We start from the raw sequence: 26,664 nt of genomic DNA on the forward strand, positions 1-26,664 counted from the left end.
AACCCTAATCCCCCGTGGTTGTGGCGGCCCTCACCGCGGTCCGTCTGCCCCCCGACGCGACGGATCGACAACAAGGAGAGTGCCGTGCGGCGATAAACGAACGATGAACGCCCCGGCAGAGCCCGGCAGAGGCTCAGGCGGCCGCCACCGGCGTCAGGAGCTTGCGGACCTCGTCGGCCTCCGGGGCGTTCAGGTGCTCGTAGATCTCCAGGGCTTCACGCCAGCAGACCTGGGCCCGGCCCAGGTGGCCGATGCCGTTCAGGGCTCGGCCCAGCACGGTCAGGACATGGCCGCGGCGCCATTCGCCTCCGATGCCCCGAAGGACGGTGAGCGCCATCTCGGCGTTGCTCGCGGCCTGTGACGGCCTGCGCGCGTCCAGGTCGACCTCCGCGAGCCGGCAGAGCGTCATTCCTTCCCACAGGCGCTGACGGCTGTCGCGGAAGACACGCAGGGCCTGTTCCAGCTGCTCGGCCGCGCTGTCGTGCCGGCCGGACTTGCCGAGGGCCAGGCCGAAGGCGTAGCGCCCGTTCGCTCCCCTGAGGGTGTGGCCGAGCTGCTGGTAGATGTCCGTTCCCTGGCGGGCGAGGACGACCGCGGTGTCGGCGCGGTCCGTCGCAAGGTGCAGACGTGACAGGTTGCACAGGGCGGCCGCCGTGCCCGCGAGGTCGCCGCAGCTGCGGAACTTCTCGATGGCCTGGCTGAAGTAGCCTTCGGCGTCCTCGTGCCGGTTCTGGTAGAACGCCGTGCTGCCCAGCACGTTCGCCGCCCAGCAGGAGGGCAGCGGGTCGTGGGCCGCCTCCGCGAGCTGGAACGCCTCCAGCGCCTCGCGGTAGGCCTGGTCGAACACCCCGGAGAACAGCCGCGCGTTGCTCAGAACGACGGAGGCCCTGCCCTCGGCACGCACATCGCCGACGGCCCGCGCCACTGACCTCAGCGCGGCCGCGGCCGCCTCGTACTCCCTCGAGTTGGCACCGGATTCCGCCAGGTCGACGGACGCCCACAGGAGATCGATCGCGCGCCGCAGCGTGCTTCCGCCGGCGGACTGCCGTACGCAGGCGAGCAGGCAGACCGCCTCCGCGTACAGCCAGTCCTGTGCGCCGTGCCGGTCCTCGAAACCCAGCCCCCGGTACCCGGTCGGTTCCAGGTGGTCCACCAGCCGGTCCCCCGGCCGCTCCATCGCATAGACCTGGGCCGCCGTGGCCAGGTAGAAGTCCAGCAACCGCGACATCGCAGCCTCCCGCTCGCCCGGCGGCTGTTCGTCCCTCTCCGCGCAGGCACGCGCGTAGAGCCGGACCAGGTCGTGGAAGCGGTAGCGACCCGGCGCCGCCGACTCCAGCAGCGACGTGTCGACGAGGGACTCCAGCAGGTCCTCGGTCTCCTCCACGGGCAGGTCGAGGACCGCGGCCGCGGCGGCCAGGGAGATGTCCGGGCCGTCGGCCAGGCCCAGCAGGCGGAACGCCCGGGCCTGGGCCGGCTCCAGCTGGCCGTAGCCCAGCTCGAAGGTGGCCTTCACCGCCAGGTCGCCGGCCTGCAGTTCGTCCAGGCGGCGGCGTTCGTCCCCGAGCTTGGCCGCCAGGACCGAGACCGTCCACGTCCGCCGGGCGGCGAGCCGGGACGCCGCGATACGGATCGCCAGCGGGAGGAAACCGCACGCCGCCACCACGTCCAGCGCCGCCTCCCGTTCCGCGGCCACCCGCTCCTCGCCCACGATCCTCGTGAAGAGGGACAGCGCCTCGTCGGGGGACATCACGTCCAGGTCCACCAGGTGGGCCCCGGCCAGGTCGACCATCCTCACCCGGGACGTCACCAGGGCCGCGCAGCCCTCCGTGCCGGGCAGGAGCGGGCGTACCTGTGCCGCGTCCTTCGCGTTGTCCAGCAGCACCAGGACCCGGCGGCCGTCCAGGACCGAGCGGTAGAGCGCCGCCCGTTCGTCCAGGGAGTCCGGGATCGCCGAGTCCGCCGTGCCCAGGGCGCGCAGGAAGGAGCCGAGGACCGTTTCCGGTTCCGCCGGTCTCGGGCCCGCGCCCTGCAGGTCCACGTACAGCTGGCCGTCCGGGAAGGCGCCCCGCGCCCGGTGGGCGACATGGACCGCGAGGGTCGTCTTGCCGACGCCGCCGATGCCGGCCAGTGCCGACACCGCCATCACCCGGTCCCCGGCGTCCGGGGACTCCGAGGCCGAGGACAGCACCTCGCTCAGTTCGGTCACGAAGGACGCACGGCCGGTGAAGTCGGGGACGGAGGCGGGAAGTTGGGCCGGGCGGACCGGGACCGCCGCCGGCTCCGACGCCGGGGACGACGGTTCCGCCAGGGCCGGGTCCGCCTGCAGGATGCGCTGCTGGAGCTCGCGCAGCCCGGGGCGCGGGTCCACGCCCAGTTCCTCGGCCAGCAGGCGGCGGGTGTCGGCGTAGACCGCCAGGGCCTCCGCCTGCCGGCCGCTGCGGTACAGGGCCAGCATCAGCAGCTCACGCAACCGCTCACGCAGGGGATACGCGGCCGTCAGCGCCGTCAGCTCCGACACGGCCTCCGCGTGACAGCCCTGTTCCAGGTCCATGTCCAGGCGGGACTCCAGCAGGCCCAGGCGCCACTCCTCCAGGCGGACCCGCTGGGTCTCGGCGTACGGGCCGGGGACACCGGCCAGCACCTCGCCGTCCCACCTGCCGAGGGCCTGGTTCAGCAGTTCGCGAGCGCGGCACAGGTCGCCGGCCGCCCGTGACTTCTCCGCCTCCGCCGCCAGGTCCTGCGCGACGGTCAGGTCCAGGGCGTCCTCGGCCGGCACCCGCACCGCGTAACCGCCGGACTCGCTGACCAGCACCCCGGGGGGCAGGATCTTGCGCAGGCGGGACGCGTACGTGCGCACCGCCGCCAGCGCCTGCGACGGGGGCTCGGCGCCCCACAGCGCGTCGATCAGTTCCGCCGCCGTCGCCGTACGGCCCTCGCGCAGCAGCAGGGCGGCCAGCAGGGCGCGCTGCTGGGGCGAGCCCGTGCCGATCTGCTCCGCGCCGCGCCAGGCCCGCACCGGACCGAGCACGCCGAACCGCAGCGCCTCCGGCTCCGTGACGGTCACGGAGCCGGGACGCCGCTGCTCAGGCACTCGCGGCCCACCGTCCATGCGTTCGTCCCCCTCGGCATCACGAACAACCCCGTCAGTTTGCCTTGTTCCGGGCGGTTCCGTCAGCCGTGGGAGACGCCGATCACAGGGCCGTGCTTCCCGGTACACAAACCCCTCACACCCTCTTTGCAAGCACCCACTAGCTGACGGACCGTCAGATCGGCGCTACCGTGAGGGCCATGGAGACCACACAGTTCCCGCTGATCATCTCCGTCGACGACCACACCGTCGAGCCCGCCGGCGTCTGGCAGGACCGGCTGCCGAGGAAATACCTGGACGTCGGGCCCCGGATCGTGCGCGCCCCGCTGAAGGAGATGACCTTCCTGGGCGGGCGCTTCAAGCCCGTCATGGGCGAACCCGGCAGTACCGACGGACCCCTCGGCGACTGGTGGGCCTACGAAGACCTGCGCAGGCCCCTGACCCGGCTCGACACCGCCGTCGGGTACGACCGGGACGAGGTCAGGCTCGAGGTCATCACCTACGAGCAGATGCGGGCGGGGTCCTACGACGTGTCCGCCCGGCTCGCCGACATGGACGTCAACCACGTCCAGTCCGCCGTCTGCTTCCCCACCTTCCCGCGCTTTTGCGGGCAGACCTTCGCCGAGGCCGCCGACAAGGAGCTCGCCCTGCTGTGCGTGCGCGCCTACAACGACTGGATGGTGGAGGAGTGGTGCGGGCCGAAGGCGCACGGGCGGCTCGTACCGCTCACCCTCATACCCCTGTGGGACGCCGAGCTGGCCGCCGCCGAGGTGCGGCGCAACGCGCACAGAGGAGTGCGGGCCGTCGCCTTCTCCGAGATACCCCCGCACCTGGGCCTGCCGTCCGTCCACTCCGACGACTGGGATCCCTTCCTGGCCGCCTGCGACGAGACCGGCACGGTCGTTGCCATGCACATCGGCTCCAGCAGCCGTATGCCCTCCACCTCCGCCGACGCGCCGCCCGCCGTCGGCTCCACCATCACCTTCGCCAACTGCTGCTTCTCGATGGTGGACTGGCTGATGAGCGGCAAGTTCGAGCGGTTCCCGAACCTCAGGGTCATGTACGCCGAGGGGCAGATCGGGTGGATTCCGTACATCCTCGAGCGCGCCGATGTCGTGTGGGAGGAGAACCGGGGGTGGGGCGGGGTCGCCGGCAAGGTCACCCGGCCGCCGTCCGAGACCTTCGCCGGGCACGTCTACGGCTGCTTCTTCGACGACGCCTTCGGGCTGAGGAACCTGGACGCCATCGGGGTCGGCAACGTCCTGTACGAGACCGACTACCCGCACTCCGACTCCACCTGGCCCAAGTCCCGCGAGGTCGGTGAGGCGCAGATGGGGCACCTGCCGGCGGACGTGGTCGAGCGGATCGTGCGCGGCAACGCCATCGAGCTGCTGGGGCTCACCCCCGAAGGGCTCTGGCGGTGAGTGCCCTGGCGTACGGGATCCAGCTGCCCGTGCAGGCGCAGAGCGCCCTGTTCGCGGAAGGCTGGGAGGCCGGGGCCGGCCCGGAGGACCTGGTGGCCGTCGCGCGGGCCGTGGACCGGGCCGGGTTCGACTACCTCGCCGCCTGCGACCACGTGGCGATCCCGCGCCGGCTCGCCCCCGCCATGAGCACGGTCTGGTACGACCCGGTCGCCACCCTCGCCCACCTCGCCGCCGTGACCGAGCGGGTACGGCTGCTCAGCCATGTGGCGGTCGTGGGGCTGCGGCACCCGCTGCTCACCGCCAAGCAGTACGCCACCCTCGACCACCTCTGCGGCGGCCGGCTGGTCCTCGGGGTGGGGGCCGGGCATGTGCGGGAGGAGTTCGAGGTGCTCGGGGCCGACTTCGAGCGGCGGGGGGCGGTGCTGGACGAGGTGATCGACGCGCTGCGGGCCGCCCTGGGCGCGGAGGAGTTCCCCGAGCACCACGGGAAGACCTACGACTTCGCCGGGCTCGGCCAGCGCCCCCGGCCGGCCCAGCCGCGGGTCCCCCTCTGGGTCGGCGGCTCCTCGCCCGCCGCCGTGCGCCGGGCCGCGCTGAAGGGGGACGGCTGGCTGCCGCAGGGGGATCCGCGGGACCGGCTGCCCGCGCAGATCGAACGGATCCGGCGACTGCGCGCGCAGGCGGGCGTCAAGGGGCCGTTCACCGTCGGCGCGATCGCCGAGCCGCTGTACGTCGGGCGGGCCGGCTGGGACGTCGGACGGCGGACCCTCACCGGGGCGCCGGAGGCGATCGCCGAGTCGCTGCGGGCCTACCGGGCCATGGGCGTGGACCAGGTCCAGGTGCGGTTCCGCAGCCGGAGCCGGGCCGAACTCATCGAGCAGATCGGGCTGTTCGGGGCGGAGGTCGCACCCCGGCTGAACTGAAGGAGCACGCCATGGGCAAGCTGGACGGGCGGGTCGTCATCGTCACCGGGGCGGCACGCGGGCAGGGCGAGCAGGAGGCGCGGCTCTTCCGGGCGGAGGGGGCGCGGGTGGCCGTCGCCGACGTGCTGGACGAGCAGGGCGAGGCCCTGGCCAAGGAGATAGGCGCGCTGTACGTCCATCTCGACGTCGGCACCGAGGAGGGCTGGCGGGAGGCCGTCGGGGCGGTCAAGGAGGCCTACGGGCACATCGACGGGCTGGTGAACAACGCGGGGATCCTGCGCTTCAACGCGCTCGTGGACACCCCGCTGGACGAGTTCATGCAGGTCGTGCAGGTCAACCAGGTCGGCTGCTTCCTGGGCATGAAGGCGGTGGCGCCCCAGATGGCCGACGGCGGGACCATCGTCAACACCGCCTCCTACACGGCCCTGACCGGCATGGCGGCCGTGGGGACGTACGCCGCCACCAAGCACGCGGTGCTGGGGCTGACCCGGGTGGCCGCGCTGGAGCTGGCGGGCCGGGGCATCCGGGTCAACGCGATCTGCCCGGGCGCCATCGACACCGCGATGTCCAACCCGGCGCGGCTCGACCCGGACGCCGACCCGGAGGAGATGAGCCGGGCCCTGGACGAGCTGTACCGCAAGCTCGTGCCGCTCGGCCGGGTCGGGCAGCCGGAGGAGGTGGCGCGGCTGGCGCTGTTCCTCACCTCGGCGGACTCCTCGTACATCACCGGGCAGCCGTTCGTGATCGACGGCGGGTGGCTGGCGGGAGTCAGCGTTATCTGACTCTCCGTCAGCTATTGACGGTCACGGCGGCCGATGCGACAGTCGGCCAACAAGAGATCTGACGAGGCGTCAGAAAAGACTGAGGACGGTGAACCGCCTTGGAATTCGGGCTCTTTGTACAGGGATACGTGGGCAAACGCGCCGAGACCGACCCGCTGGCCGAGCACAAGGCGCTGATGGAGGAGACCGAGTACGTCATCCAGGCGGACAAGTCCGGCTTCAAGTACGCGTGGGCCTCCGAGCACCACTTCCTGGAGGAGTACTCGCACCTGTCCGCCAACGACGTCTTCCTCGGGTATCTCGCCCACGCGACCGAGCGGATCCACCTCGGCTCCGGGATCTTCAACCCGCTGGCCCAGGTCAACCACCCCGTGAAGGTCGCCGAGAAGGTCGCCATGCTGGACCACCTCAGCGAGGGGCGCTTCGAGTTCGGCAGCGGGCGGGGCGCCGGCAGCCACGAGATCCTCGGGTTCATACCGGGTGTGACCGACATGAACTACACCAAGGAGATCTGGGAGGAGACCATCGCGGAGTTCCCGAAGATGTGGCTCCAGGACGAGTACGCCGGCTTCCAGGGCAAGCACTGGCAGCTGCCGCCGCGCAAGGTCCTGCCGAAGCCGTACGGAAAGTCGCACCCGGCGATGTGGTACGCGGCTGGGTCGCCGCCGTCGTACGCCATGGCCGCGAAGAAGGGGCTCGGCGTGCTCGGCTTCAGCATCCAGAAGGTCTCCGACATGGAGTGGGTGCTGGAGCAGTACAAGACGGCGGTGGTGAACGCGGAGCCGGTGGGGGACTTCGTCAACGACAACGTGATGGTCACGACCACGGCGATCTGCGCGCCGACGCACGCGGAGGCGATCGAGATCGCGGTGAACGGCGGGCTGCACTACCTCCCGTCGCTCGTCTTCCGGTACCACGACACCTTCCCGCGCCCCGAGGGCTTCCCCGTGTGGCCGGAGACGCTGCCCCAGTACACGCCGGAGTTCGTGGAGCTGCTGGTGGAGGAGGAGCTGCTCATCTGCGGTGACCCCGACGAGGTGCTGCGCCAGTGCAAACGGTGGGAGCAGGCGGGCGCCGACCAGCTGAGCTTCGGGCTGCCGGTGGGGGTGCCGAAGGAGGAGACGCTGCAGACGATCCGGCTGATCGGGGAGCACGTGATTCCCCGGATCGACACGGATCCGGTGCACCGGACGTCCAGGTTCCGTCAGGCTGTCTGAGGGGGTTTCCGGGCATGTTGCACCATCTCATCAAGGGCGCGTCCGTCGTCGACGGGACGGGCGCCCCCGCCCGCACCGCCGATGTCGGCATCCGCGGCGGCCGTATCGCCGCCGTCGGAAGGATCACCGAGGACGCCCGTACGACCGAGGACGCCTCCGGCCTGATCCTCACCCCCGGCTTCGTCGACCCCCACACCCACTACGACGCCCAGCTCTTCTGGGACCCGTACGCCACGCCCTCCCTCAACCACGGGGTGACGACGGTCGCCGCAGGGAACTGCGGTTTCACCCTCGCACCCCTGAACCCCGCCCGCCCCGAGGACGCCGACTACACGCGCCGGATGATGTCCAAGGTGGAGGGCATGTCCCTGGTGGCGCTGGAGGAGGGGGCGCCCTGGAGCTGGCACTCCTTCGGGGAGTACCTGGACGCCCTCGACGGGCGGATCGCCGTCAACGCCGGATTCATGGTCGGGCACTGTGCGCTGCGGCGGTACGTCATGGGGCCGCAGGCCGTCGGGGGGCAGCCGACCGAGGAGCAGCTCGCGGCGATGCTGCGGCTGCTGCACGAGGCCATGGACGCCGGGGCCTGGGGACTGTCCACCACGCAGTCCGGTACGCACTCGGACGGGGACGGGCAGCCGGTCGCGTCCCGGCATGCGCAGCCGGCCGAGCTGATGGCTCTGTCGAAGGCCGTCGGAGAGCACGAGGGCACGCAGATCGAGGCGATCGTCGCCGGCTGTCTGGACCAGTTCAGCGACGACGAGATCGATCTGCTCGTGGAGATGAGCGCGGTCGCCGGACGGCCCCTCAACTGGAACGTGCTCACCGTCGACGCCGCCGTACCGGAGCGGGTGCCGCGGCAGCTGAGCGCGAGCGAGCGGGCCCGGAAGGCCGGCGGACGGGTGGTGGCGCTCACCATGCCGATCCTCACCCCGATGAACATGTCGCTCGGCACCTTCTGCGCCCTCAACCTCATACCGGGCTGGGGCCCGGTCCTCGGGCTCCCCGTGCCGGAGCGGATCGCCAGGCTCAGGGACCCCGCCGTCCGGGCGGAGATGCTGCGGCGGGCCCGGTCGAAGGAGGCGGGCGTCTTCCGGCGGCTGGCGAACTTCGGCCGGTACGTCATCGGGGACACCTACAGCGAGGCCAACCGGGGGCTGACCGGCAGGGTCGTGGGGGACATCGCCGAGGAGCGGGGGCAGGACCCGTTCGCCTGCCTGGTGGACATCTGCGCCGGCGACGAACTGCGCACGGTGCTGTGGCCGATGCCGCCCGACAACGACCCCGCCTCCTGGGCGCTGCGCGCGGAAACCTGGCAGCACGAGGACGTGCTGCTGGGCGGCTCCGACGCGGGCGCGCACCTGGACCGGATGTGCGGGGCGCCGTACACCACCCGGTTCCTCGGGGACTGTCTGCGCGGCCGGAAGCTGGTCGGGCTGGAGCAGGCGGTGAAGATGCTGACCGACGACCCGGCGAGGCTCTTCGGGCTGCGCGAGCGGGGGCGGGTACGGGAGGGCTGGCATGCGGACCTCGTCCTGTTCGACCCCGAGCGCATCGACGCCGGCCGGGCCCGGCTGGTGCACGACCTGCCGGGTGACAGCCCCCGCCTGGACTCCAGGGCGATCGGGGTGCGGGCCGTGTGGGTCAACGGGGTCGCGGCGATCCGCGACGACGTGGTGACCGGGGCCGTACCGGGGAAGGTGCTGCGGTCGGGGCGGGACACGCGGACGGTGAGTACGAGGTGAAGGGGGAACGGCTGTTCGTCGGCGGGGAGTGGGTGGCCCCGGACGGCGGGCACTACCCGGTGACCGACCCGGCCACCGAAAAGACCGTCGGCTGGGCGCCGGAGGCCTCGCCGGAACAGGTGCGGGCGGCCTGCGCGGCGGCCAGGGAGGCGTTCGGGGCGTGGTCGCGGACCCGGCCGGAGGAGCGGGCGGCGGTGCTGGGCCGGGCGGCCGACATCATCCGTGACCGGATGGGGCCGTACACCGAGCTGGCCCGCGCGGAGACCGGCGCGACCACGGCGACCGCCCGGGCGATGCAGGTCGGGGTGGCCGCCGCCCGGTTCCGGCGGTACGCGCGCGTGGAGCCCGCCGAGTGGCCGGTCGCGCCGCAGATCAACGAGGCCGGGCCGATGGGGAAGGCCGCGGTGCTGGGCGCGCTGGCGGTACGGCAGCCCGTCGGGGTCGTCACCTGCATCACCTCCTACAACAACCCGTGGGCCAACCCGGCCGGCAAGGTCGCGCCGGCGCTGGCCATGGGCAACACGGTGGTCGTGAAGCCCGCCCCGCAGGACCCGCTGTCCGTCTACCGGATGGCCGAGGCACTTCAGGCGGCCGGGGCGCCGCCGGGGGTGGTGAACGTCGTCTCCGGCCGGGAGGTGGCCGTCGGCGAGGCGGCGGTGGCCTCCGACGACGTCGACATGGTCAGCTTCACCGGGTCCACCGCCGTCGGGCGGCGGATCGCGGAGGTGTGCGGCCGGGACATGAAACGCCAGTTGATGGAGCTGGGCGGCAAGGGCGCGGCGGTCGTGTTCGACGACGCCGACCTCGGCTCGGCCGTCGCCGGCATCGGCACCACCTTCTCCTTCTACAGCGGACAGATCTGCACGGCACCGACCCGGGTGCTGGCCCAGCGCGGGGTGTACGGCCGCCTGGTCGAGCAACTCGCGCGGTACGCCCGCGGGCTGAAGGTCGGGGATCCGCGGGAGCCGGACACGGTCGTCGGGCCGGTGATCTCGGCGGAGCACCGGGCGCGTGTCGAGTCGTACGTCGAACTCGGCCGCAAGGAGGGCGCCTCGGTGGTCGCGGGCGGCGAACGGCCCTCGCTCGACCGGGGTTTCCACGTGGCTCCCACCCTCCTCGCCGACTGCGCCAACGACATGCGGGTGGCCCGGGAGGAGATCTTCGGGCCGGTGGTCGCGGTGATCCCCTTCGACGAGGAGGACGAGGCGGTCGCCCTCGCCAACGACTCCGCGTACGGGCTCCTCGACTACGTCTGGTCCGGTGACGTGGCCAGGGCGTTCCGGGTGGCCCGGCAGCTGCGGGCCGGCGGGGTCGGCATCAACACCGTCGGCCGCAACATGGAGGCCCCGTTCGGCGGCTTCAAGAAGAGCGGGGTGGGCCGGGACGTCGGTTCCTACGCGCTGCACGCGTACAGCGAGGTGCAGGCGATCGTGTGGCCGGGGTGAACGGGACCGGCCGCGCTCAGTCCGCCAGATCCACCCGGACCGTCAGCAGGCTGGTGCCGAACGCCCGTACCGCCGCGCTGTTGAAGCGGGGCAGGGAGCGCAGGCGGGCCACCGGGTCGTCGTCGGGCAGGAGGTGGGCGGTGCCGTGATGCCAGCGGCCGCCGATGCGGACGCGGACCCTCGGATCGGCCTGGATGTTGCGCACGTACTGCGACTTGTGGCCGAACTCGGAGACCAGCCAGAAGGATTCGCCGACCCTGCGCCCGCCGACCGGCGTCCGCCGGGGCAGCCCGGAGACGCGGCCGGTGGTCTCCAGGAGGACCTGGAACGGCAGCCGCCGGTTGAGCGGGTTGGCGAGGTGCCGCTGGAAGCCGGTCACGAGGCGGTGCTTGAGGTCGGTGCGGGCTGACATCTGTCTGCTCTCCCGGTGTCTCGCGTGGATGCTGTGCCGGCCCCGTGCGGGGCCTGTGATGCGCGCGGGGTCGTACGACGGACGCGTGTTAGCCTCCCCCGCGGTCATGTTCGAGCGCAAACGGGGGAGCGTGATGGGCGCGTCTTCGGACGGCTACACAGTCCGGTCCGGCATGTCCGGGCAGGCGAAGGAACTGGACGGCGCGGGCGACGACGCGGGCCACATACACGAGGCGATCGTCACCGACCAGTGCTACGGGCAGGACGCCCTGGGCGGCGCCGAGTCGGCGGAGGCGTTCGACGCGTTCGCCGCGGCCTGGCTGGAGGACGCCTCCACGCTGCAGTCGGCGCTGCACGAACTCGCGGGCAAGGTGCGGCTCGCCAAGAGCGCGTACCGGGGCTCCGACCACACCGTGGCGACGCGGACCGCGGCCGTGTCCGTGGGCGGCGACGGCAACACCACCCTGCCGGTGCCCGGCGGGCGTCCCTCGGCCCTGACGACGTTCTGAGGGCCGGCCGGTGGGAATCTTCGACGACCTGAACCCCTTCGCCGCCCTGGAGACCCCGGCCGGCCGCCGCTCCTGGCTGGCCGACCTGTGCACGAGCATCCCCAAGGCCACGGACAAGAACGACCTGCTGGACCTGATCGACAACGCGCTCCTCGTCTCGGCGCCGGCCGGCGACACCGCGACGCTGGAGTCGCTCGGCACCCGCTACCGCGGCCAGGTCGACAAGGCCGGTGAGCTGCACGACCGGGTGAACAGGGTGGCCCACAAGGGTCTGCCGGAGGTCTGGGTCGGCCACACCAGCGTCCTCGCCTCCGACGCGGTGGCCGGCGCCGCCCGCGCCGCGACCAAGATGTCCGAGGCGTTCCAGGGCGGCGCGAAGGCGCTGCACGCGCTGGCCGACGCGCTAGGCACCGCGAAGAAGCAGGACGCCGACGGCCGTGCCCTGATGCAGCAGGCCAAGGAGCGGCTCGGTCCGAGGGACAGCTTCTTCGACTTCGGCAGGCTGATCGAGACCGCCCAGGAGAAGGCGGAGAAGAAGGCGGCCCTGGAGGCGGGCCGGGGCCTCGCCGCCGACGGGGTCGAGTCGATGCACAAGGGCGCCGTCAGCGCGGACGACGCCGTCCGCGCGGCGGCCCGCGACCTGAACAAGTGGGCGGCCGAGGCCCGGGCCGGGAAGATGCACAGCGGTCAGCTCTCCGCGGTGGACCGGATGATGCTTGCCGACACCAGCGGCAAGGACGGCGCGCCGGACTACAACGAGATCCTGACCGCGGGCGAACTGGAACGCTCCGGCCGGGCCATGGACCAGCTCTCGCCGGCCGACCGGGCCCGGATGGACCGGCTGCTGGCGGGCGCGGGGACCCCGCAGGAGAAGGCGTACCTGATGAAGGCCCTCGCCGCGGGCCACGGCGTCGACGACATCCAGGCGTTCGACGGCAAGATCCACGGCAAGGACCCGGCGTGGCTGCAGCGGCACCTGGCCCCGATCGTCACCGGGGCCGACAGCCTCAAGGACGAGGGGACGAACCCCCTCAGCGGCGCCAACATGAACACCGAACTCCAGGATTTCGACGGCCAGCAGTGGGCCCAGGGCGGCGACGGCCAGGACGGCACCTGTGTCGCCTCCACCACGGTCGCCGCCCGCGCCGTGGTCGACCCCGTCTACGCCCTCTCGCTCACCGGCGGCCCCAGCGGCCAGGAGGACGACCCGGAGGCCTTCCGGCAGCGCCTGGTGGCCGAGCAGCACCGCATGCACCTCGAGGGCCACGGCGGCGCCGACTGGGAGGGCATGAACCTGCAGGGCCAGGAACAGATCTCCAACAAGGAGATCAGCCCGCAGACCGGAAGCGCCTACGAACTGCACGAGGTCCGCAACCCGGACGCCCGCCGCGACATCCTGCCGGCGATCGAGAAGTCCGTGGCGGACGGCAAGCCGGTGCCCTTCGACGCCGAGGGGGTCACGAACGGCAAGTGGAACGGCCACTCCATGATGATCGTCGGCCAGGAGGGCGACAAGCTGGAGATCTACAACCCGTGGGGCCGGACCACATGGATCAGCGAGGACGACTTCGTCAACGGCGGCATGGCGAAGGCCAGCGACAACCGGTATCACGACGCCTACGCCGTCCACCTGCCCCAGGACTGAAAGACCCCAGGAACCAGCGATCCCCCATGACCTCACGTACACCGTTCCTCGGCGCCGCCGCCCTCGCCTGCCTCCTCGCCCTCACCGCCTGCGGCGGCAGGACCGGCGGGTCCGGCCACACCGGCACGCCCAGCGCATCGGCCACTCCCGGCGCGACGGTCACGCCCCACAAGACCGTCGGCGACGAGTACGGCATCGAGCACCGGACCATCACGGCCGAGCCGGGCGAGAAGTTCTCCCTCTCCGTCCCGGCGGCCGCCACGCTCGGCCAGCACTGGTACCTCGCCGCTCCCAAGCCGGACGCGGCCGTGCTGAGGTACCGGGGCGAGCGGGAGACCGGCGACGGCAGCGGCCTCGTCGGGGGCACCGGCGGCACCCAGTCCTTCGGCTTCACCGCCCTCGCCAAGGGCAGGGCCACGGTACGGCTGCTGTACTGCCCCCTGAACACCTGCACCGGCCCCGGCCCGCACGACCGCTCCACCCTGACCCCCAGCCCCACCGGCACGCCGGCGGCGTCCCCGGCGTCGCCGTCCCCGTACCCCACCCTGAGCGCCGCCCCGCGCGCCCGAGCCGGCTTCTACGTCTTCACGATCACCGTCCGCTGACCCGTGACCCGGACCGGAACCGAGGCCCCCATGCCGCCAGCCCCCGAAAGCCGCACCGACGACGAGGTCCTGGCCGACACCGACGTCACCCTGCTGCTCCGCTACGGACTGACCCAGGAGGCCTTCCGCACCGCCCTGTTCGGCGACGGCGCCATCGCGGCCGCGGTCACCCTGGACCGGCTGGGCGTACTGCCGCGCTCGCTGGTGTTCGTCTCCGAGATCGTCCGGTCCGGCGGTCTGGCGTACGCGGCCGGGCTGCCCGAGCCGCTGCCGTCCCCGGAACCGGCCGCGGTCCTGCGGGACTGGCTGACCGGGGCGGCGCAGACCGCGACCACTCCGGAGGCCGAGACCCGTGCCGCCCGCTGGCTGAAAGCGGTGGCCGAGATCATCGCCATGCGCCGGGCCACGCGCGAAGGCACCGCTTAGCCGTCCTTGTCCGCCAGCCAGTTGCCGTGGAAGCCGAACGGCACCCGGGCCGGCAGATGGATCACGGCGACCGGGGGTGCGGTGAGGTCGTCGGCGTCCAGGACGGCCAGGTCACTGCGGTCGGTGGCGGCGTCGTACACGTACGTCATGAGCCAGCCGGGGCCGCCGGGAGTGCCGTCGGCGGGGGCGAAGGCGGCCTCGCCGGGGGTGCGGCCGGGCCCGAAGCCGTGCGCGGCGGTGGCCCCGGAGGCCAGGTCGTAGCGGACCAGGCAGGTGCCGCTCGTCATGTGCCCGTGCCCGGCGGCGAGTCCGGTCAGCCGGTCGTCGACGCGCGGGAACTCCCCGGGCCGGTCGTCGCACTGCTCCTCACGGACCGTGCCGGCCGCCGGGTCGATGGTCCACTTCCACAGCACGGCCTGCTGCGGCCGCCTGCCGCCGTCCGCGTCGCGGCGCCAGATCTCCGGGTAGCGCATGACGTGCAGCACGATGGTGCCGTCCGGCGCGTCATGGGCGTTGAGGGTGTGGAAGACGTAGCAGGGATCGACGGCGAACCAGCGGACCTCGCCGTACGGGTCGTCGCGGCGCAGCACGCCGAGCCGGGCGCCGTACCCGTCGTCCCAGCGGTAGGGCATCGTGCCGCCGGTCAGGGCGAGTTCGACGTCGAAGACGACGGGCAGGTCCATGAGGACGACGTGCCCGGCGGTGAGGGCGAAGTCGTGCAGCATGGTCGGCCCGGGCACCTCGACCGGCCGGCTGAGCACCAACTCGCCGGTGGCGTCGGCCCGGTGGTAGGTGAGGTGGGTCGGCTCCAGCATGCCGTAGCCGAAGAAGTGGAGTTCGCCGGTGGCCGGGCAGGTCTTCGGGTGGGCCGTCATCGCGGTGGCCAGGCGGCCGCCGAAGTCGTACGGGCCCTTGGTGTCCAGGTCGCGGGTCAGTTCGTGGGGCAGGGCGATCTCGACCAGGGCGAGGGTGCGGCCCGCGTGCCGGACGACGTGGGTGTTGGCCGGTCCTGCGGTGAGGTCGCGGCGGCCCCGGTCGTCGTACAGCCGTGCGCCGTCGGTCAGTCGGCTCGTGCGGACCCAGCGGTTGCGGTAGGAGACGGCCCGCCCGCCCTCCAGGCGCACCCCGTGGACCATGCCGTGGCCGAAGAACCAGTGTCCGGAGGCGGCGTCGGCCGGGTTCGGGCCGTTGCGCAGGTACCAGCCGGTCAGCTCGGGCGGGATCGTGCCGGTCACCGGCAGGTCGTGCGCGGTGAGTTCCTCGGCGACCGGGGCGTAGTTGCCGCTGAGGTGCTTCGGGGTGGCGGTCATCGGGCCGCCTGATCGGCGGCCTGGGCCTTCGCCTGGACGTGGGCGACATAGCGGACGGTGAAGAGCATCGGGACGACGAAGCCGGCGATCTGGACGAGGGTCGCGGGCGTCGAGTGGGCGTGCCCGGAGTGTGCCAGCACCGCGAGGCCGGCGGCGGTCAGGACGAAGGCGGCGGTCCACACCGACGTGATGACGACGTTGACGCGGATGAAGGGCTTCAGGTCCCAGAACTCGCGCGGGGTGGCGCGCTTGGCGATGCCCAGGGTGAAGGGCCGGCCGACCGCCAGCGAGAGGCCGGCGATGACGGCGAGGGTGCCGGAGGAGAGGGCGGCGGAGTAGGCGTGCACGCCCGAGTGCGGGTCGGCGAAGGCGATGACCGCGAGGACCGCGAAGAAGACCGCCGAGCCGGCCTCGATGAGGAGGGCGTCGAAGCCGGTGCCGGAGCGCTTCTGCTGGGCGATGATCCCCACGGCCACCACCAGGGCGGCCAGGGCGCCCCACTGCCAGTCCCCCGAGGGGATGACGGCGAAGACGATCCACGGCAGGAACGTGCGCAGGTAGGACATGGGATTCCCCCGGTCAGTGTGTGTCCCAGTCTTGACATGTCAAAAGTAGAAGGTCGGCTAGCGACATGTCAACAGTGGAATGTAGGATGCAGGCATGAGTCTCAGACACGCCCTGCTCGGCCTGCTGTCGGACCGCCGCGCCAGCGGCTACGACCTGCTGAAGACGTTCGAGACCTCGCTGGCCAACGTCTGGCCGGCGAACCAGAGCCAGATCTACACCGAGCTGACCAAACTGGCGGGCGCCGGGCTGATCGCGGTGGCCGCCGAGGGCCCGCGCGGCCGCAAGGAGTACGAGATCACCGACGAGGGCATGGCGGAGCTGCGCCACTGGCTGACCGAGGTCCCTCCCCAGCGGGTCATCCGCAGCGACGTCCTGCTGCGGGTCTTCTTCCTCGGTGTGCTCAGCCCCGAGCAGGCCCGCGCCTACCTGGCCGACCTGACCGACCTGTCCCGGGCCGGACACGAACAGCTGCAGCGGCTCGCCGACTCCGTCGACTGGGACGAGGGCAACCTCTCGGTCTACGGCCGCATCGCGCTGGAGTACGGTCTGCGCTTCAACGCGATGCGGCGCGAGTGGGCCGAGTGGGCCGCGGAACAGATCAGATAGCCCCGAGGAAGATCGGGTTGGTGAAGGCGGCCAGCGCCCCCGGCACCGGCCCCGCCGCCGTCTCGTGCCGCAGCTCGGCGCGTACGTACGCGGCGTAGGACGGCGTCGTACGCCACTCGGCCGTGCCCGTGCCGGACACGGGCAGCGGATCACTGGTGAACAGCACGCCCTGGTCGGTGACGAAACGGATCGAGCAGCGCGGGGCGCCCGAGACCTCCAGCCGGACGGTCACGGGAGTGTCGGCGGCCACGTCCAGCCGCTCGCCGATGCCCGCCTGCTGTCCGCGCCCGCCCGCCACCGTGAAGGCGAGGGTCACGTTCTTCGACTCGGCCACGTAACTGCGTCCCGCGCGGATGCCTTCCTGGATCGCCTCCCGGGTCAGGTCGTCGGCGAGGACGACCGTCTGGGGACTGCCGACCGCGTCCGGGTCGCGGTGGGCGTCGCTGTTGCCCATCGCCGGGAGCCAGGGCCGCCCGTGCCGCACGGAGGCGACCAGCTGGTTGTCCCAGTCGGCCAGCGTCACCTCGTCGTCCGGGGTGTAGGGGCCGTTCCACACTTCCACGGCGTCCGCCTCGCCGAAGCCGAACTTCCAGCCGCAGCCGACGCAGGTGGCGTGCGGGTGGGCGGGGACGACCAGGCCGCCGGCGCGGCGGATGTCCCGCGCGAAGCGGGCCCAGCGGTTGTCCCGGGCCCGGTAGCGCCAGTCCACGAACGTACCCGGATCGGTGCCGAGTGCCACCACGTGGCCGTTGCGGGTGGTGACCTCCTCGCCGAGCATGATCAGCAGGTCGTCGCCGGCCTGGTCCGCCCAATGGGCGTGCGCGGAGTGGGTGTTGTGGTCCGAGGAGTTGATGAAGTCCAGGCCCGCCGCCCGCGCGAGGGCCGCGATCTCGGCCGGGGTGCGGCGGCCGTCGGAGTACCAGGAGTGCAGATGGCAGTCGCCCCGGTACCAGTCCCGGCCCCGCCCCTTGGCCCGGGAGGGCGGATACACCGGCCGGGGGGTCTCGCCCGGCTCGCCGTACGTCAGCGTGATCGTCAGCTCGTACGTCAGCCCCTGCGGCGCCACCGTGTAGGGGCCCAGCGCCACGTACCAGGTGCCCTCCCGCACCGGGCCGGGGATGTACCCGGGGGTCGCGTCGTCGGCGCGGACGAAGAACTCCGTCCGCGCCCCGCCCGACCAGCCGCGGAAGCCCCGGCCGCCCAGCTCGGTGCCGTGCTGGTCGAACAGGCCGATGTCGAGTGCGTTGCCCGTGGTTCCCGCCGGGACCGAGGGCCTGTCGTAGGTGTAGGAGACCTTGATCTCCCGTACGCCGGCCGGGACTTCGACCGGCACGTACACGAAGTCGGGGGAGCCGGGCGGCAGGGTGCCGCGAACCGACCGGGTCTCCTGCTGCTGACCGTCCGCCGCTGCGAAGCTCACGCTTCCCAACGTAAGGGCAGCGGCGGCGCCCGTCACGAAGAGCGCGCGTCTGCCGATGCCATGAGCCTGACCGTGCGTGTCTTCAGCCATGGCGGTCAGTCTCCCGCGCGCGCGTGAACTCTCGTGAAAGAGCGGGCGATTGGCATCCGACAGGTGTCGTGCACGCGACGTGACGGCCGCCGGCGCGGACTGTGCCGACCAGTCGGTATGGACAGTGGAGGCCCGGCCCGGTACAGATGGGCCATGCGTATCGCCGTCACCATCTTCCTCACCGACGAGACCATCGCTCCGGTACGGCTCGCCCGCGAACTGGAACACCGCGGTTACGCCGGCCTCTACCTCCCCGAACACACCCACATCCCGGTCGAGCGGACCACCCCGTACCCGGCCGGCGGCGACCTGCCCCGCGAATACGGCCGCACGCTCGACCCCTTCGTCGCCCTCGGCCAGGCCGCGGCCGTCACCGAGCGCCTCGGCCTCGGCACCGGCATCACCCTGCCGGCCCAGCACGACCCCATCGCCCTGGCCAAGCAGATCGCCACCCTGGACCACCTGTCCGGCGGCCGTTTCACCCTCGGCCTCGGCTACGGCTGGAACGTGGAGGAGGCCGCCGACCACGGCGTGCAGTGGCGCACGCGCCGGGAGCTGGTCCGGGACCGGGTGCGGCTGATGCAGGCGCTGTGGGCCGGGGAACCGACGTCCTACGACGGCGAGTTCGCCGCCGTACGGGCCAGCCACGCGCATCCCAAGCCCGTGCAGAAGCCGCGTGGCCCGGTGACCGGCCCCCGCACGCTCGTCGGCGGGGCGGCCGGGCCGAAGCTGTTCGCGCACATCGCCGAGTACGCCGACGGCTGGCTGCCGATCGGCGGCCGGGGACTCACCGAGTCCCTGCCGGTGCTGCGCGCGCTGTGGGCGGACGCGGGCCGCGACCCGGCCGCGCTCCAGGTCGTCCCGTACGCGGTCCAGGCGACCCCGGGCAAGCTGGCCCACTACGCGGACCTGGGCATCGAGGAGGTCGTACTGCAGTTGCCGCCGACGGGGGAGGCGGAGGTGCTGGCGGTGCTGGACGAGTACGGAAGCTTTCTGTAGGCCGAACTTCCGGTGGGCCGGGCGCAGCCCTTGCTCTGATCACCCCGAACGTATGGTTGAGGGATGACGACTTCCGCGACCTCCGGAACCGGACCGACCGAGAACTCCATGCGTCGCGCCCTCAAACGCGCCCGGGACGGCGTCGCCCTCGACGTCGCCGAGGCGGCGGTGCTGCTCCAGGCGCGCGGCGAGGCCCTGACCGACCTCGCCGCGTCCGCCGCCCGGGTGCGCGACGCGGGTCTCGAACAGGCGGGCCGTCCCGGCGTCATCACGTACTCGAAGAGCGTCTTCATCCCCCTCACCCGGCTGTGCCGGGACAAGTGCCACTACTGCACCTTCGTCACCGTCCCCGGCAAGCTGCGCCGGGCCGGCCACGGAATGTTCATGTCCCCGGACGAGGTGCTGGACATCGCCCGCAAGGGCGCCGCCCTCGGCTGCAAGGAAGCCCTGATCACCCTCGGCGACAAGCCGGAGGACCGCTGGCCCGAGGCGCGTGAGTGGCTCGACGCGCACGGCTACGACGACACCATCGCCTACGTCCGCGCGGTCTCCGTCCGCATCCTGGAGGAGACGGGCCTGCTGCCCCACCTCAACCCGGGCGTCATGAGCTGGACGGACTTCCAGCGGCTCAAGCCCGTCGCCCCGTCCATGGGCATGATGCTGGAGACGACCGCGACCCGGCTGTGGTCCGAGCCCGGCGGCCCGCACCACGGCTCCCCGGACAAGGAACCGACCGTACGGCTGCGGGTGTTGGAGGACGCCGGCCGCTCGTCCGTCCCCTTCACCTCCGGCCTGCTCATCGGCATCGGGGAGACGTACGAGGAGCGGGCCGAGTCCCTCTTCGCCCTCCGCAAGGTCTCCCGGGCCTACCACGGCATCCAGGAGCTGATCATCCAGAACTTCCGCGCCAAGCCGGACACGGCGATGCGCGGCATGCCGGACGCCGAACTGGACGAGCTGGTCGCCACGGTGGCCGTCGCCCGCCACATCATGGGCCCGTCCGGCTGCCTCCAGGCCCCGCCGAACCTGGTCGACTCCGAGTACGAGCGGCTGATCGGCGCCGGCATCGACGACTGGGGCGGGGTGTCGCCCCTGACCATCGACCACGTCAATCCCGAACGCCCCTGGCCGCAGATCGAGGAGCTGGCCGCGAGGTCGGCCGCCGCGGGCTTCGAGCTCCGCGAACGCCTCTGTGTCTACCCGGAGTTCGTGCGCCGCGGCGAGCCCTGGCTGGACCCCCGCCTGCGCCCGCACGTGAGGGCGCTGGCCGACCCGGAGACCGGCCTGGCCCGCCCGGACGCGACCGTCGAGGGCCACCCGTGGCAGGAGCCCGAGGAGGTCTTCGTCCCGGCCGGCCGCACGGACCTGCACCGCACGATCGACACCGAGGGCCGCACCGCCGACCGGCGCGACGACTTCGACGAGGTGTACGGCGACTGGCAGGCGCTGCGCGAGGCGGCCGCGCCCGGTATGGCGCCGGAGCGCATCGACACGGACGTACGGCAGGCGCTCGCGACCGCGGCCGACGACCCGACCCGCCTGACCGACGCCGAGGCCCTGGCCCTGCTGCACGCGGACGGCCCGGCGCTGGACGCGCTGTGCCGGGTGGCCGACGACGTGCGCAAAGCCGCGGTCGGCGACGACGTGACGTACATCGTCACCCGCAACATCAACTTCACCAACGTCTGCTATACCGGCTGCCGCTTCTGCGCCTTCGCCCAGCGCCGTACGGACGCCGACGCGTACACGCTGTCGCTGGAGCAGGTCGCCGACCGCGCCCAGCAGGCCTGGGACGTGGGCGCGGTCGAGGTGTGCATGCAGGGCGGCATCCACCCGGACCTGCCGGGCACGGCGTACTTCGACATCGCGAAGGCGGTGAAGTCCCGCGTCCCGGGCATGCACGTGCACGCCTTCTCCCCGATGGAGGTGGTGAACGGCGCGACCAGGACGGGCATGTCGATCCGCGAGTGGCTGACGGCCGCCAAGGAGTCCGGCCTGGACACCATCCCGGGCACGGCGGCGGAGATCCTGGACGACGAGGTCCGCTGGGTGCTGACCAAGGGCAAGCTGCCCACGGCCACCTGGATCGAGGTGGTGAGGACGGCCCACGAGCTGGGCATCCGCTCCTCCTCCACGATGATGTACGGCCATGTCGACCAGCCCCGCCACTGGCTGGGCCACCTGCGCACGCTGGCGCGGATCCAGCGGGAGACGGGCGGCTTCACGGAGTTCGTCACCCTCCCCTTCATCCACACGAACGCACCGGTGTACCTGGCGGGCATCGCGCGCCCCGGCCCTTCCACGCGTGACAACCGCGCGGTGACGGCGATGGCCCGGCTCCTGCTCCACCCCTGGATCCCGAACATCCAGACAAGTTGGGTCAAACTGGGCGCGGAGGGTGCGGCGGAGATGCTCCGCTCGGGAGCGAACGACCTGGGCGGAACCCTGATGGAGGAGACGATCTCCCGCATGGCGGGCTCCTCCTACGGCTCGTACAAGTCGGTTCGCGACCTGGTCGCCGTGGCCGAGGCGGCCGGCCGCCCGGCGAAACCGCGGACCACGCTCTACGGCGAGGTGCCGCAGGAGCGTCAGCGGGCGGCGGAGGCCTCCGACGGCCACCTGCCGGAACTGTTGCCGGTCCTGGACTGAGTACGATGATCCGACCCCCGACCTGAGGCGGGGCCCCGTAGCGGAGGAGATGCGTACCCGTGGCTGCCCGACTGCCCTCCTGGGCCTGGGTCACCGGCCTGACGGCGGGCGCGACCGCGGCCGTCGTCGCCCTCGCCGTGCAGGCGGACCACGGGCCGCGTCCCACGGCCGCCGCCGTGGCCAGTCCGAGCGCGTCGGCGTCGGCGAGCGCCCACGCGTCCACCGCGCCGCACTCCCCGGCCGCCCCCGCTCTGCCGGACGGGTCGGGCGAGGGTCGCCGGATCGTGTACTCGCTCGGCGAGAAGCGGGTGTGGCTGGTCGACGCGACGGGCAAGGTGACCCGCACGTTCACGGTGTGGCCGGGCACGGTGAGCCCGCAGCCCGGCCGCTACTCGATCATCGCGAGCCGGCAGTCCCTGAAGGGGTCGGACGGCGTCGAGATCGAGCACGTCATGTACATAACAAAGGTGCAGGGTGTGAACGTCGCCTTCTCCAACGCCCTGGACGGCTCCTCGCCGCCCCCGGCGGGCGGTCAGAAGCTGGGCGGCATCCGTATGCACAAGGAGGACGGCGCCGCCCTGTGGTCCTTCGGCGGCACGAACACGAACGTGACGATCGTCAAGTAGCGTCCGACTGCCGCGTGGGCAGCTGGTTGACGATGAGCGCGACTCCGGCGAGCAGGAAGATGCGGGTCGCGGCGTCCAGCCCGTTCCAGGCCTTGGACTGCCACATCGAGAACCACTCACCCCCGATCGCGATGAACCCGGCGCCGAAGAGCAGCAGGAGCATCAGCAGCCCGTAGGTGGAGATGCGCCGGGCGAGGGCGTCGTCCTTCCGCCGGGCCCAGAGGTACGTGCCCCAGATCAGGACCAGGGCGGCCACCGTCTCCCACGCGATGATCAGGACGTAGGCGGTGTCCTGAAGCCCGGTGCTGGTGATCGCCCGCCACATCAGGTCCTTGTCGTGGAAGGTCGTGTCCATCGCCAGCACATGCCGGACGAACTGCTGGTTCGTCCCGAAGTCGGTGATGTTCCCGAGGGCGACGAGGGCGATGTAGAGGGCGAGTATGCCGGTGAGCGCTCCGGCGGCCAGACCGAGACCGGTGTGGCGTGTGGGGGTGGTGGTCATGGCTGAATTCTCCCCTGTTCCAGGCCCGGTTATCGCGTGGTGATCAGGCCAGAATGGGAGGGCGGACAGGGGAGGGGCTGACGGATGGCGCAGGCACGGCCGTCGATGCAGGAACTGATCGGGCGGCGCAGACGAGCGGGTTTCGTCGGCCGCGGCGACGAACGGGCGGCATTCCGGACCAACTTGGAGCTGCCGCCCGAGGACGAACGCCACCGCTTCCTCTTCCACGTCCACGGCAACGCGGGCGTCGGAAAGACCTTCCTGATCCGGGAGTTGGAGCAGATCGCGCGGGAGCGCGGGGCGCTGACGGCGTACGTGGACGAGAGCGTCGGCAGCGTGCCGGAGGCCATGGCGGCGGTCTGCGACCAGCTCGGCCGGCAGGGCCACCGGTGCAAGGAGCTGGAGCGGCTGTTGGCCGCCTACCGGGAGCGGCGGCACGAGGCCGAGGCCTCCGCCCTCGACCCGGAGGCGGCGCCGCACCCGTCGGCCGGTTCGCTGGCCGTGGCGCGGGCCGGCCTCGTCGGGCTCGGCATGGTGCCGGGCGTCGGGCCGTTCGCCGGTGCGCTGGACGCGGCACAACTGGCCCAGAGCGCCGACCGGTTGCGGGCAGGGCTGAGCGCGCGGCTGCGCAACCAGGAGGACGTGCGCCTGGTGCTGTCGCCGGAGCGGGTGCTGACCCCGGCGCTGCTGGGCGAGCTCGCGGCCTCCGCCACCGCCGCCCCGTGGATCGTGCTGCTCTTCGACACCTACGAGCGCACCGGCGCGTTCCTGGACGGCTGGCTGCACGAGATCATGACGACGGACCGGTACGGCACCCTGCCGGCCAACGTCGTCCTGGTGACCGCGGGACAGCTTCCGCTCGCCCCGGCCCGCTGGGCCGGATTCGCGGACTTCGTGGCAGACGTACGGCTCGGCCCGTTCACGGAAACGGAGACGCGCGGACTCCTCGCGGACAAGGGCGTCCGGGACGAACCGGTCGTCGCCGAGGTGCTGAGGCTGACCGGGGGCCTGCCGGTGCTCGTCTCCACCCTGGCCGAGACCCGCCCCGCCGACCCGCGGGACGTGGGCGATCCCAGTGCAACGGCCGTGGAACGGTTCCTGAAGTGGGAGCAGGATCCGGTGCGCCGGGCCGCCGCACTGGCCTGCGCGCTGCCCCGGACACTGGACGCGGATGTGTTCCGGGCCGTGGTCGAGTGCCCGGAGGAGGAGTTCGACGGGCTGTACGCCTGGCTGCAGGGCATGCCGTTCGTCAGCGGGCGCGGGGACCGGTTGAGGTACCACGACCTCGTGCGGGCGCCGATGCTGCGGCTCCAGCGCCGGCAGTCGCCGCGGGGCTGGGCCGAGCGGCACCGGCGGCTCGCGGGGACCTTCGCACGGTGGCGCACGGAGACCGAATCGGCCCTGGAACCGGGGGAGTTCTGGAAGGAGGAGGACTGGCGGGAGCTGCGCCTCGCCGAGTCCTACCACTTGCTCTGCGCGGATCCCCGCGCCGCGCTGCCCGACGTGCTGGCGGACGTCGTCACCGCCTGCGACCACGGGGACGACGTCCTGTGGCGCTGGGTGCGGCTGCTGGTGGAGGCAGGCGAAGACACAGGGGCCACGGGCGCGCGGACCCCGGCGAGCTGGGGGAGCGGGCTGGCGGAGGCTTTCGCGGCGGACGCGGTGGCCGGGGTGGCCGGTCTGCTGCTGGACCGGGCGCGGGGTGAGGAGCCGTGGCGGGCGACGGCGTGCGCGGTGCGGGGCGACGCCCTGGCGCGCGGCGGCGACCAGCAGGCCGCGCTGGACGAGTACGAGCGGGCCCTCGCCCTCGACCCCTCCCTGGTGCGGGCCCTGCGGGGCAAGGTCCTGGCGCGCAGCTCGCTCGCCGACTACCGCGGAGCCCTCGAGGACCTGCGCCGGGTGCTGGAGCTGGAGCCGGACAATCCGTACAACATGTTCCTGCACGGTGAGCACCTGCGGATCCTGGGCCGGTACGAGGAGGCGGTGGCCGACCTCGACCAAGGGATCCGGCTCGACCCCGGCCAGGCCTTCGCCTGGGCCTCGCGGGGTGCCGCCCGCCTGGCCCTCGGCGAACTGGACGACGCGCACGCCGATCTGAACCGGGCGCTCGAACTCAACCCCGACTACGCGTGGGCGCTCGCCCGCCGGGCCCGTCTCTGGCGCGCCCGCCGGGACCGCACCCGGCAGCTCGCCGACCTCGACCGGGCCCTCGCCCTCCAGCCGGACTGGGCCTGGGGCCGCTGCGAGCGCGGTGACGCGCTGCGGGGGGCCGGCCGGGACGAGGAGGCCCTCGTCGACTACGACCGGGCGCTCGCCCTGGACCCCGACTACGCGTCGGCGTACGCGAGCCGCGGCGCCTCCCAGGCGAACCTGGGCCGACTCCAGGAGGCCGTGGCCGACCTCGACCGCGCCCTCAGGCTCAACCCCGTCTATGTCTGGGCGCTGGAACGCCGGGCGGAGGTGCACCGCCGTCTCGGCGAGGACGCCCTGGCCGAGGCGGACGAGGCGCATGCCGCCCGCCTCTGCGCCCCGACACCCCCGCCACCGCGCCACCACCCGTCCTCCGTCAACTGACGTGCTCCCCGGTCACCACCGGCCGCACCTTCGTCAGCAGCAGGTCCAGGAAGCGGTCGGGGTGGCGGAAGGACGCGAAGTGGCTTGCCTCCCGGATCAGGGCGAAGTCCTTCACGGGAGCGGTGACTTCGTCGTAGAAGCGGCGGGCCGGCCCGGGCGGGGTGAGGACGTCGCTCTCGCCCTGGAAGACGAAGAAGGGCAGGCGGAAGGCGGTCCCCTCGGCGTACTCGTCGATCGTCGTCGCCTGCGGGCCGAGCGCCTCGGAGAAGGTCTGGGCCTTCAGGTAGGTGCGCAGGTCGCGGAGGGTGTGGAGCGGGGAGAACCAGAGGGAGCGGACCACGACCGTCTTCATGGTGTCGTAGGTGAGGGGGTCGGTGGTGACCACCGTCTTCGCGTACTCGGCCCACTCGTGGGGCGACCAGGCCGAACGGTCCGGGCCGATGGCCGTCATCTGCGCCAGCTGCTTCTTCCTGCCCGCCTTCGCCAGCCGGGCCAGCAGCGCCTCGTAGCCCGAGTCGTCCCGGCCGCCTTCGACGATGTTCTGGTCGGTGCCGACGTAGGCCGAGTACCGCTCGGGGTGGTTGCGGGCCAGGCGGAGGCCGGTGACCGTGCCGAAGCTGTTGGCGAGGAGGAGAACCTTGTCCACGTTCAGGCGCGCGCGGACGTGGTCGGTGACCTCGAGGGCGTCCGCGTAGAGGCGGTCGAGGGTCAGCTCGCCCTGGGCTTCCGGGCCGCCCGCCGCGAAGGTCCGGCCGGCGCCCCGCATGTCCCAGCGGACGATCGTGAAGTGCCGCTCCCAGGCGCGGGTGCGAGGGGTGAAGATCAGGTTGGAGGCGCCGGGGCCGCCGTGGATCTCCAGGAGCACGGGGTTGGCCCGGTCCTCGCCGCGGACGGAGATCCACTGGTCGATGCCGCCGATGCGGACGTACGAGGACTCGTCGATGCCGTTCGGGGTGGTGATCGCGAGCTTCCTGGCGAGGGCGCGGCGCTTGAGGGCGCGGTAGGTGAGCAGCATGGTGTTCCCCCTAAACTGTTTATGCCGTCAGCTGTTGTGTTTACGGTATATACAGTTGGTGGGCGGAGTCAACGGGCTTCGCCGGA

The 26,664-nt window shown here is 72.4% G+C and carries 22 protein-coding genes; 15 read left to right on the plus strand and 7 right to left on the minus strand.

Translation table 11 applies throughout. From position 1 onward, the window contains the following. Positions 1-133: 133 nt before the first annotated feature. Complete coding sequence (gene afsR / locus LMU33_RS26970) at positions 134-3,109, minus strand: SARP-family global regulator AfsR (protein ID WP_228623197.1); 2,976 nt, start codon at positions 3,107-3,109, stop codon at positions 134-136. A gap of 179 nt (positions 3,110-3,288) precedes the next feature. Here afsR and LMU33_RS26975 point away from each other — a divergent pair, with 179 nt between their 5' ends. From LMU33_RS26975 to LMU33_RS27000, 6 genes are all read left to right on the plus strand, one after another. Beyond that, entirely contained in the window at positions 3,289-4,512 is a 1,224-nt protein-coding gene (locus tag LMU33_RS26975; protein ID WP_228623198.1) for an amidohydrolase family protein, read from the plus strand. A gap of 5 nt (positions 4,513-4,517) precedes the next feature. Then, on the plus strand, positions 4,518-5,435 hold the full coding sequence (locus LMU33_RS26980; protein ID WP_228623302.1) for an LLM class F420-dependent oxidoreductase: 918 nt from the start codon (positions 4,518-4,520) through the stop codon (positions 5,433-5,435). Between the two features lie 11 nt (positions 5,436-5,446). Then, on the plus strand, positions 5,447-6,217 hold the full coding sequence (locus tag LMU33_RS26985; protein ID WP_228623199.1) for an SDR family NAD(P)-dependent oxidoreductase: 771 nt from the start codon (positions 5,447-5,449) through the stop codon (positions 6,215-6,217). Positions 6,218-6,315: 98 nt separating this feature from the next. After that, complete coding sequence (locus tag LMU33_RS26990) at positions 6,316-7,434, plus strand: LLM class flavin-dependent oxidoreductase (RefSeq protein WP_249814298.1); 1,119 nt, start codon at positions 6,316-6,318, stop codon at positions 7,432-7,434. 14 nt (positions 7,435-7,448) lie between these two features. Then, positions 7,449-9,179, plus strand: a complete 1,731-nt coding sequence (locus LMU33_RS26995; RefSeq protein ID WP_228623201.1) for an N-acyl-D-amino-acid deacylase family protein — start codon at positions 7,449-7,451, stop codon at positions 9,177-9,179. Beyond that, positions 9,176-10,624: an aldehyde dehydrogenase family protein gene (locus LMU33_RS27000; RefSeq protein WP_228623202.1), complete on the plus strand. Its 1,449-nt coding sequence runs from the start codon at positions 9,176-9,178 to the stop codon at positions 10,622-10,624. Before LMU33_RS26995 ends, LMU33_RS27000 begins: the two co-directional genes overlap by 4 nt. A gap of 16 nt (positions 10,625-10,640) precedes the next feature. Here the strand turns inward: LMU33_RS27000 and LMU33_RS27005 are convergent, their stop codons facing one another. After that, positions 10,641-11,036, minus strand: coding sequence for a nitroreductase family deazaflavin-dependent oxidoreductase (locus LMU33_RS27005; RefSeq protein ID WP_228623203.1), 396 nt, complete (start codon positions 11,034-11,036; stop codon positions 10,641-10,643). Between the two features lie 106 nt (positions 11,037-11,142). Between LMU33_RS27005 and LMU33_RS27010 the strand changes: the two genes are divergently transcribed. The 4 genes from LMU33_RS27010 to LMU33_RS27025 are packed head-to-tail and all read left to right on the plus strand — an operon-like array spanning position 11,143 to position 14,220. Further along, on the plus strand, positions 11,143-11,544 hold the full coding sequence (locus LMU33_RS27010; protein WP_228623204.1) for a hypothetical protein: 402 nt from the start codon (positions 11,143-11,145) through the stop codon (positions 11,542-11,544). Between the two features lie 10 nt (positions 11,545-11,554). Continuing rightward, entirely contained in the window at positions 11,555-13,189 is a 1,635-nt protein-coding gene (locus LMU33_RS27015) for a peptidoglycan-binding protein (protein WP_228623205.1), read from the plus strand. A 26-nt stretch (positions 13,190-13,215) separates the two neighbouring features. Then, complete coding sequence (locus LMU33_RS27020) at positions 13,216-13,794, plus strand: protease inhibitor I42 family protein (RefSeq protein WP_228623206.1); 579 nt, start codon at positions 13,216-13,218, stop codon at positions 13,792-13,794. Between the two features lie 30 nt (positions 13,795-13,824). Continuing rightward, positions 13,825-14,220, plus strand: a complete 396-nt coding sequence (locus tag LMU33_RS27025) for a hypothetical protein (RefSeq protein ID WP_228623207.1) — start codon at positions 13,825-13,827, stop codon at positions 14,218-14,220. On the opposite strand, the gene LMU33_RS27030 is transcribed toward LMU33_RS27025, so the two are convergent. Continuing rightward, positions 14,217-15,530, minus strand: a complete 1,314-nt coding sequence (locus LMU33_RS27030; RefSeq protein ID WP_228623208.1) for a carotenoid oxygenase family protein — start codon at positions 15,528-15,530, stop codon at positions 14,217-14,219. The genes LMU33_RS27025 and LMU33_RS27030 overlap by 4 nt on opposite strands. Beyond that, positions 15,527-16,096, minus strand: a complete 570-nt coding sequence (locus LMU33_RS27035; RefSeq protein ID WP_228623209.1) for a hypothetical protein — start codon at positions 16,094-16,096, stop codon at positions 15,527-15,529. The genes LMU33_RS27030 and LMU33_RS27035 overlap by 4 nt, the downstream gene beginning before the upstream one ends. 94 nt (positions 16,097-16,190) lie before the next feature. On the opposite strand from LMU33_RS27035, the gene LMU33_RS27040 reads away from it, so the two are divergent. Next, the gene (locus tag LMU33_RS27040) at positions 16,191-16,703 is read left to right on the plus strand and encodes a PadR family transcriptional regulator (RefSeq protein ID WP_228623210.1); all 513 of its coding nucleotides are present in this window, start codon (positions 16,191-16,193) and stop codon (positions 16,701-16,703) included. Here LMU33_RS27040 and LMU33_RS27045 read toward each other — a convergent pair. Continuing rightward, positions 16,696-18,213: a CehA/McbA family metallohydrolase gene (locus LMU33_RS27045; RefSeq protein ID WP_228623211.1), complete on the minus strand. Its 1,518-nt coding sequence runs from the start codon at positions 18,211-18,213 to the stop codon at positions 16,696-16,698. The two genes, LMU33_RS27040 and LMU33_RS27045, sit on opposite strands and share 8 nt — an antisense overlap. 153 nt (positions 18,214-18,366) lie before the next feature. Here LMU33_RS27045 and LMU33_RS27050 point away from each other — a divergent pair, with 153 nt between their 5' ends. The 3 genes from LMU33_RS27050 to LMU33_RS27060 all read left to right on the plus strand — a co-directional run bounded on the left by LMU33_RS27050 (position 18,367) and on the right by LMU33_RS27060 (position 22,487). After that, positions 18,367-19,212 carry an LLM class F420-dependent oxidoreductase gene (locus LMU33_RS27050; protein WP_228623212.1) on the plus strand — a complete coding sequence of 282 codons (846 nt, stop codon included), beginning with the start codon at positions 18,367-18,369 and terminating at the stop codon, positions 19,210-19,212. A 63-nt stretch (positions 19,213-19,275) separates the two neighbouring features. Next, a complete protein-coding gene (locus LMU33_RS27055) occupies positions 19,276-21,861 on the plus strand; it encodes a bifunctional FO biosynthesis protein CofGH (RefSeq protein WP_228623213.1) in 2,586 nt (861 codons plus the stop codon). A gap of 59 nt (positions 21,862-21,920) precedes the next feature. Continuing rightward, positions 21,921-22,487, plus strand: a complete 567-nt coding sequence (locus LMU33_RS27060; protein WP_228623214.1) for a hypothetical protein — start codon at positions 21,921-21,923, stop codon at positions 22,485-22,487. On the opposite strand, the gene LMU33_RS27065 is transcribed toward LMU33_RS27060, so the two are convergent. Next, positions 22,480-22,989, minus strand: a complete 510-nt coding sequence (locus LMU33_RS27065) for a DUF2165 domain-containing protein (protein ID WP_228623215.1) — start codon at positions 22,987-22,989, stop codon at positions 22,480-22,482. The genes LMU33_RS27060 and LMU33_RS27065 overlap by 8 nt on opposite strands. 84 nt (positions 22,990-23,073) lie before the next feature. On the opposite strand from LMU33_RS27065, the gene LMU33_RS27070 reads away from it, so the two are divergent. Next, a complete protein-coding gene (locus tag LMU33_RS27070) occupies positions 23,074-25,563 on the plus strand; it encodes a tetratricopeptide repeat protein (protein WP_228623216.1) in 2,490 nt (829 codons plus the stop codon). On the opposite strand, the gene LMU33_RS27075 is transcribed toward LMU33_RS27070, so the two are convergent. Then, positions 25,556-26,578: an alpha/beta fold hydrolase gene (locus tag LMU33_RS27075; RefSeq protein ID WP_228623217.1), complete on the minus strand. Its 1,023-nt coding sequence runs from the start codon at positions 26,576-26,578 to the stop codon at positions 25,556-25,558. The genes LMU33_RS27070 and LMU33_RS27075 overlap by 8 nt on opposite strands. Between the last annotated feature and the right edge of the window lie 86 nt (positions 26,579-26,664).

The organism is Streptomyces barringtoniae (assembly GCF_020819595.1).
Taxonomy (GTDB): Bacteria; Actinomycetota; Actinomycetes; order Streptomycetales; family Streptomycetaceae; genus Streptomyces; species Streptomyces barringtoniae.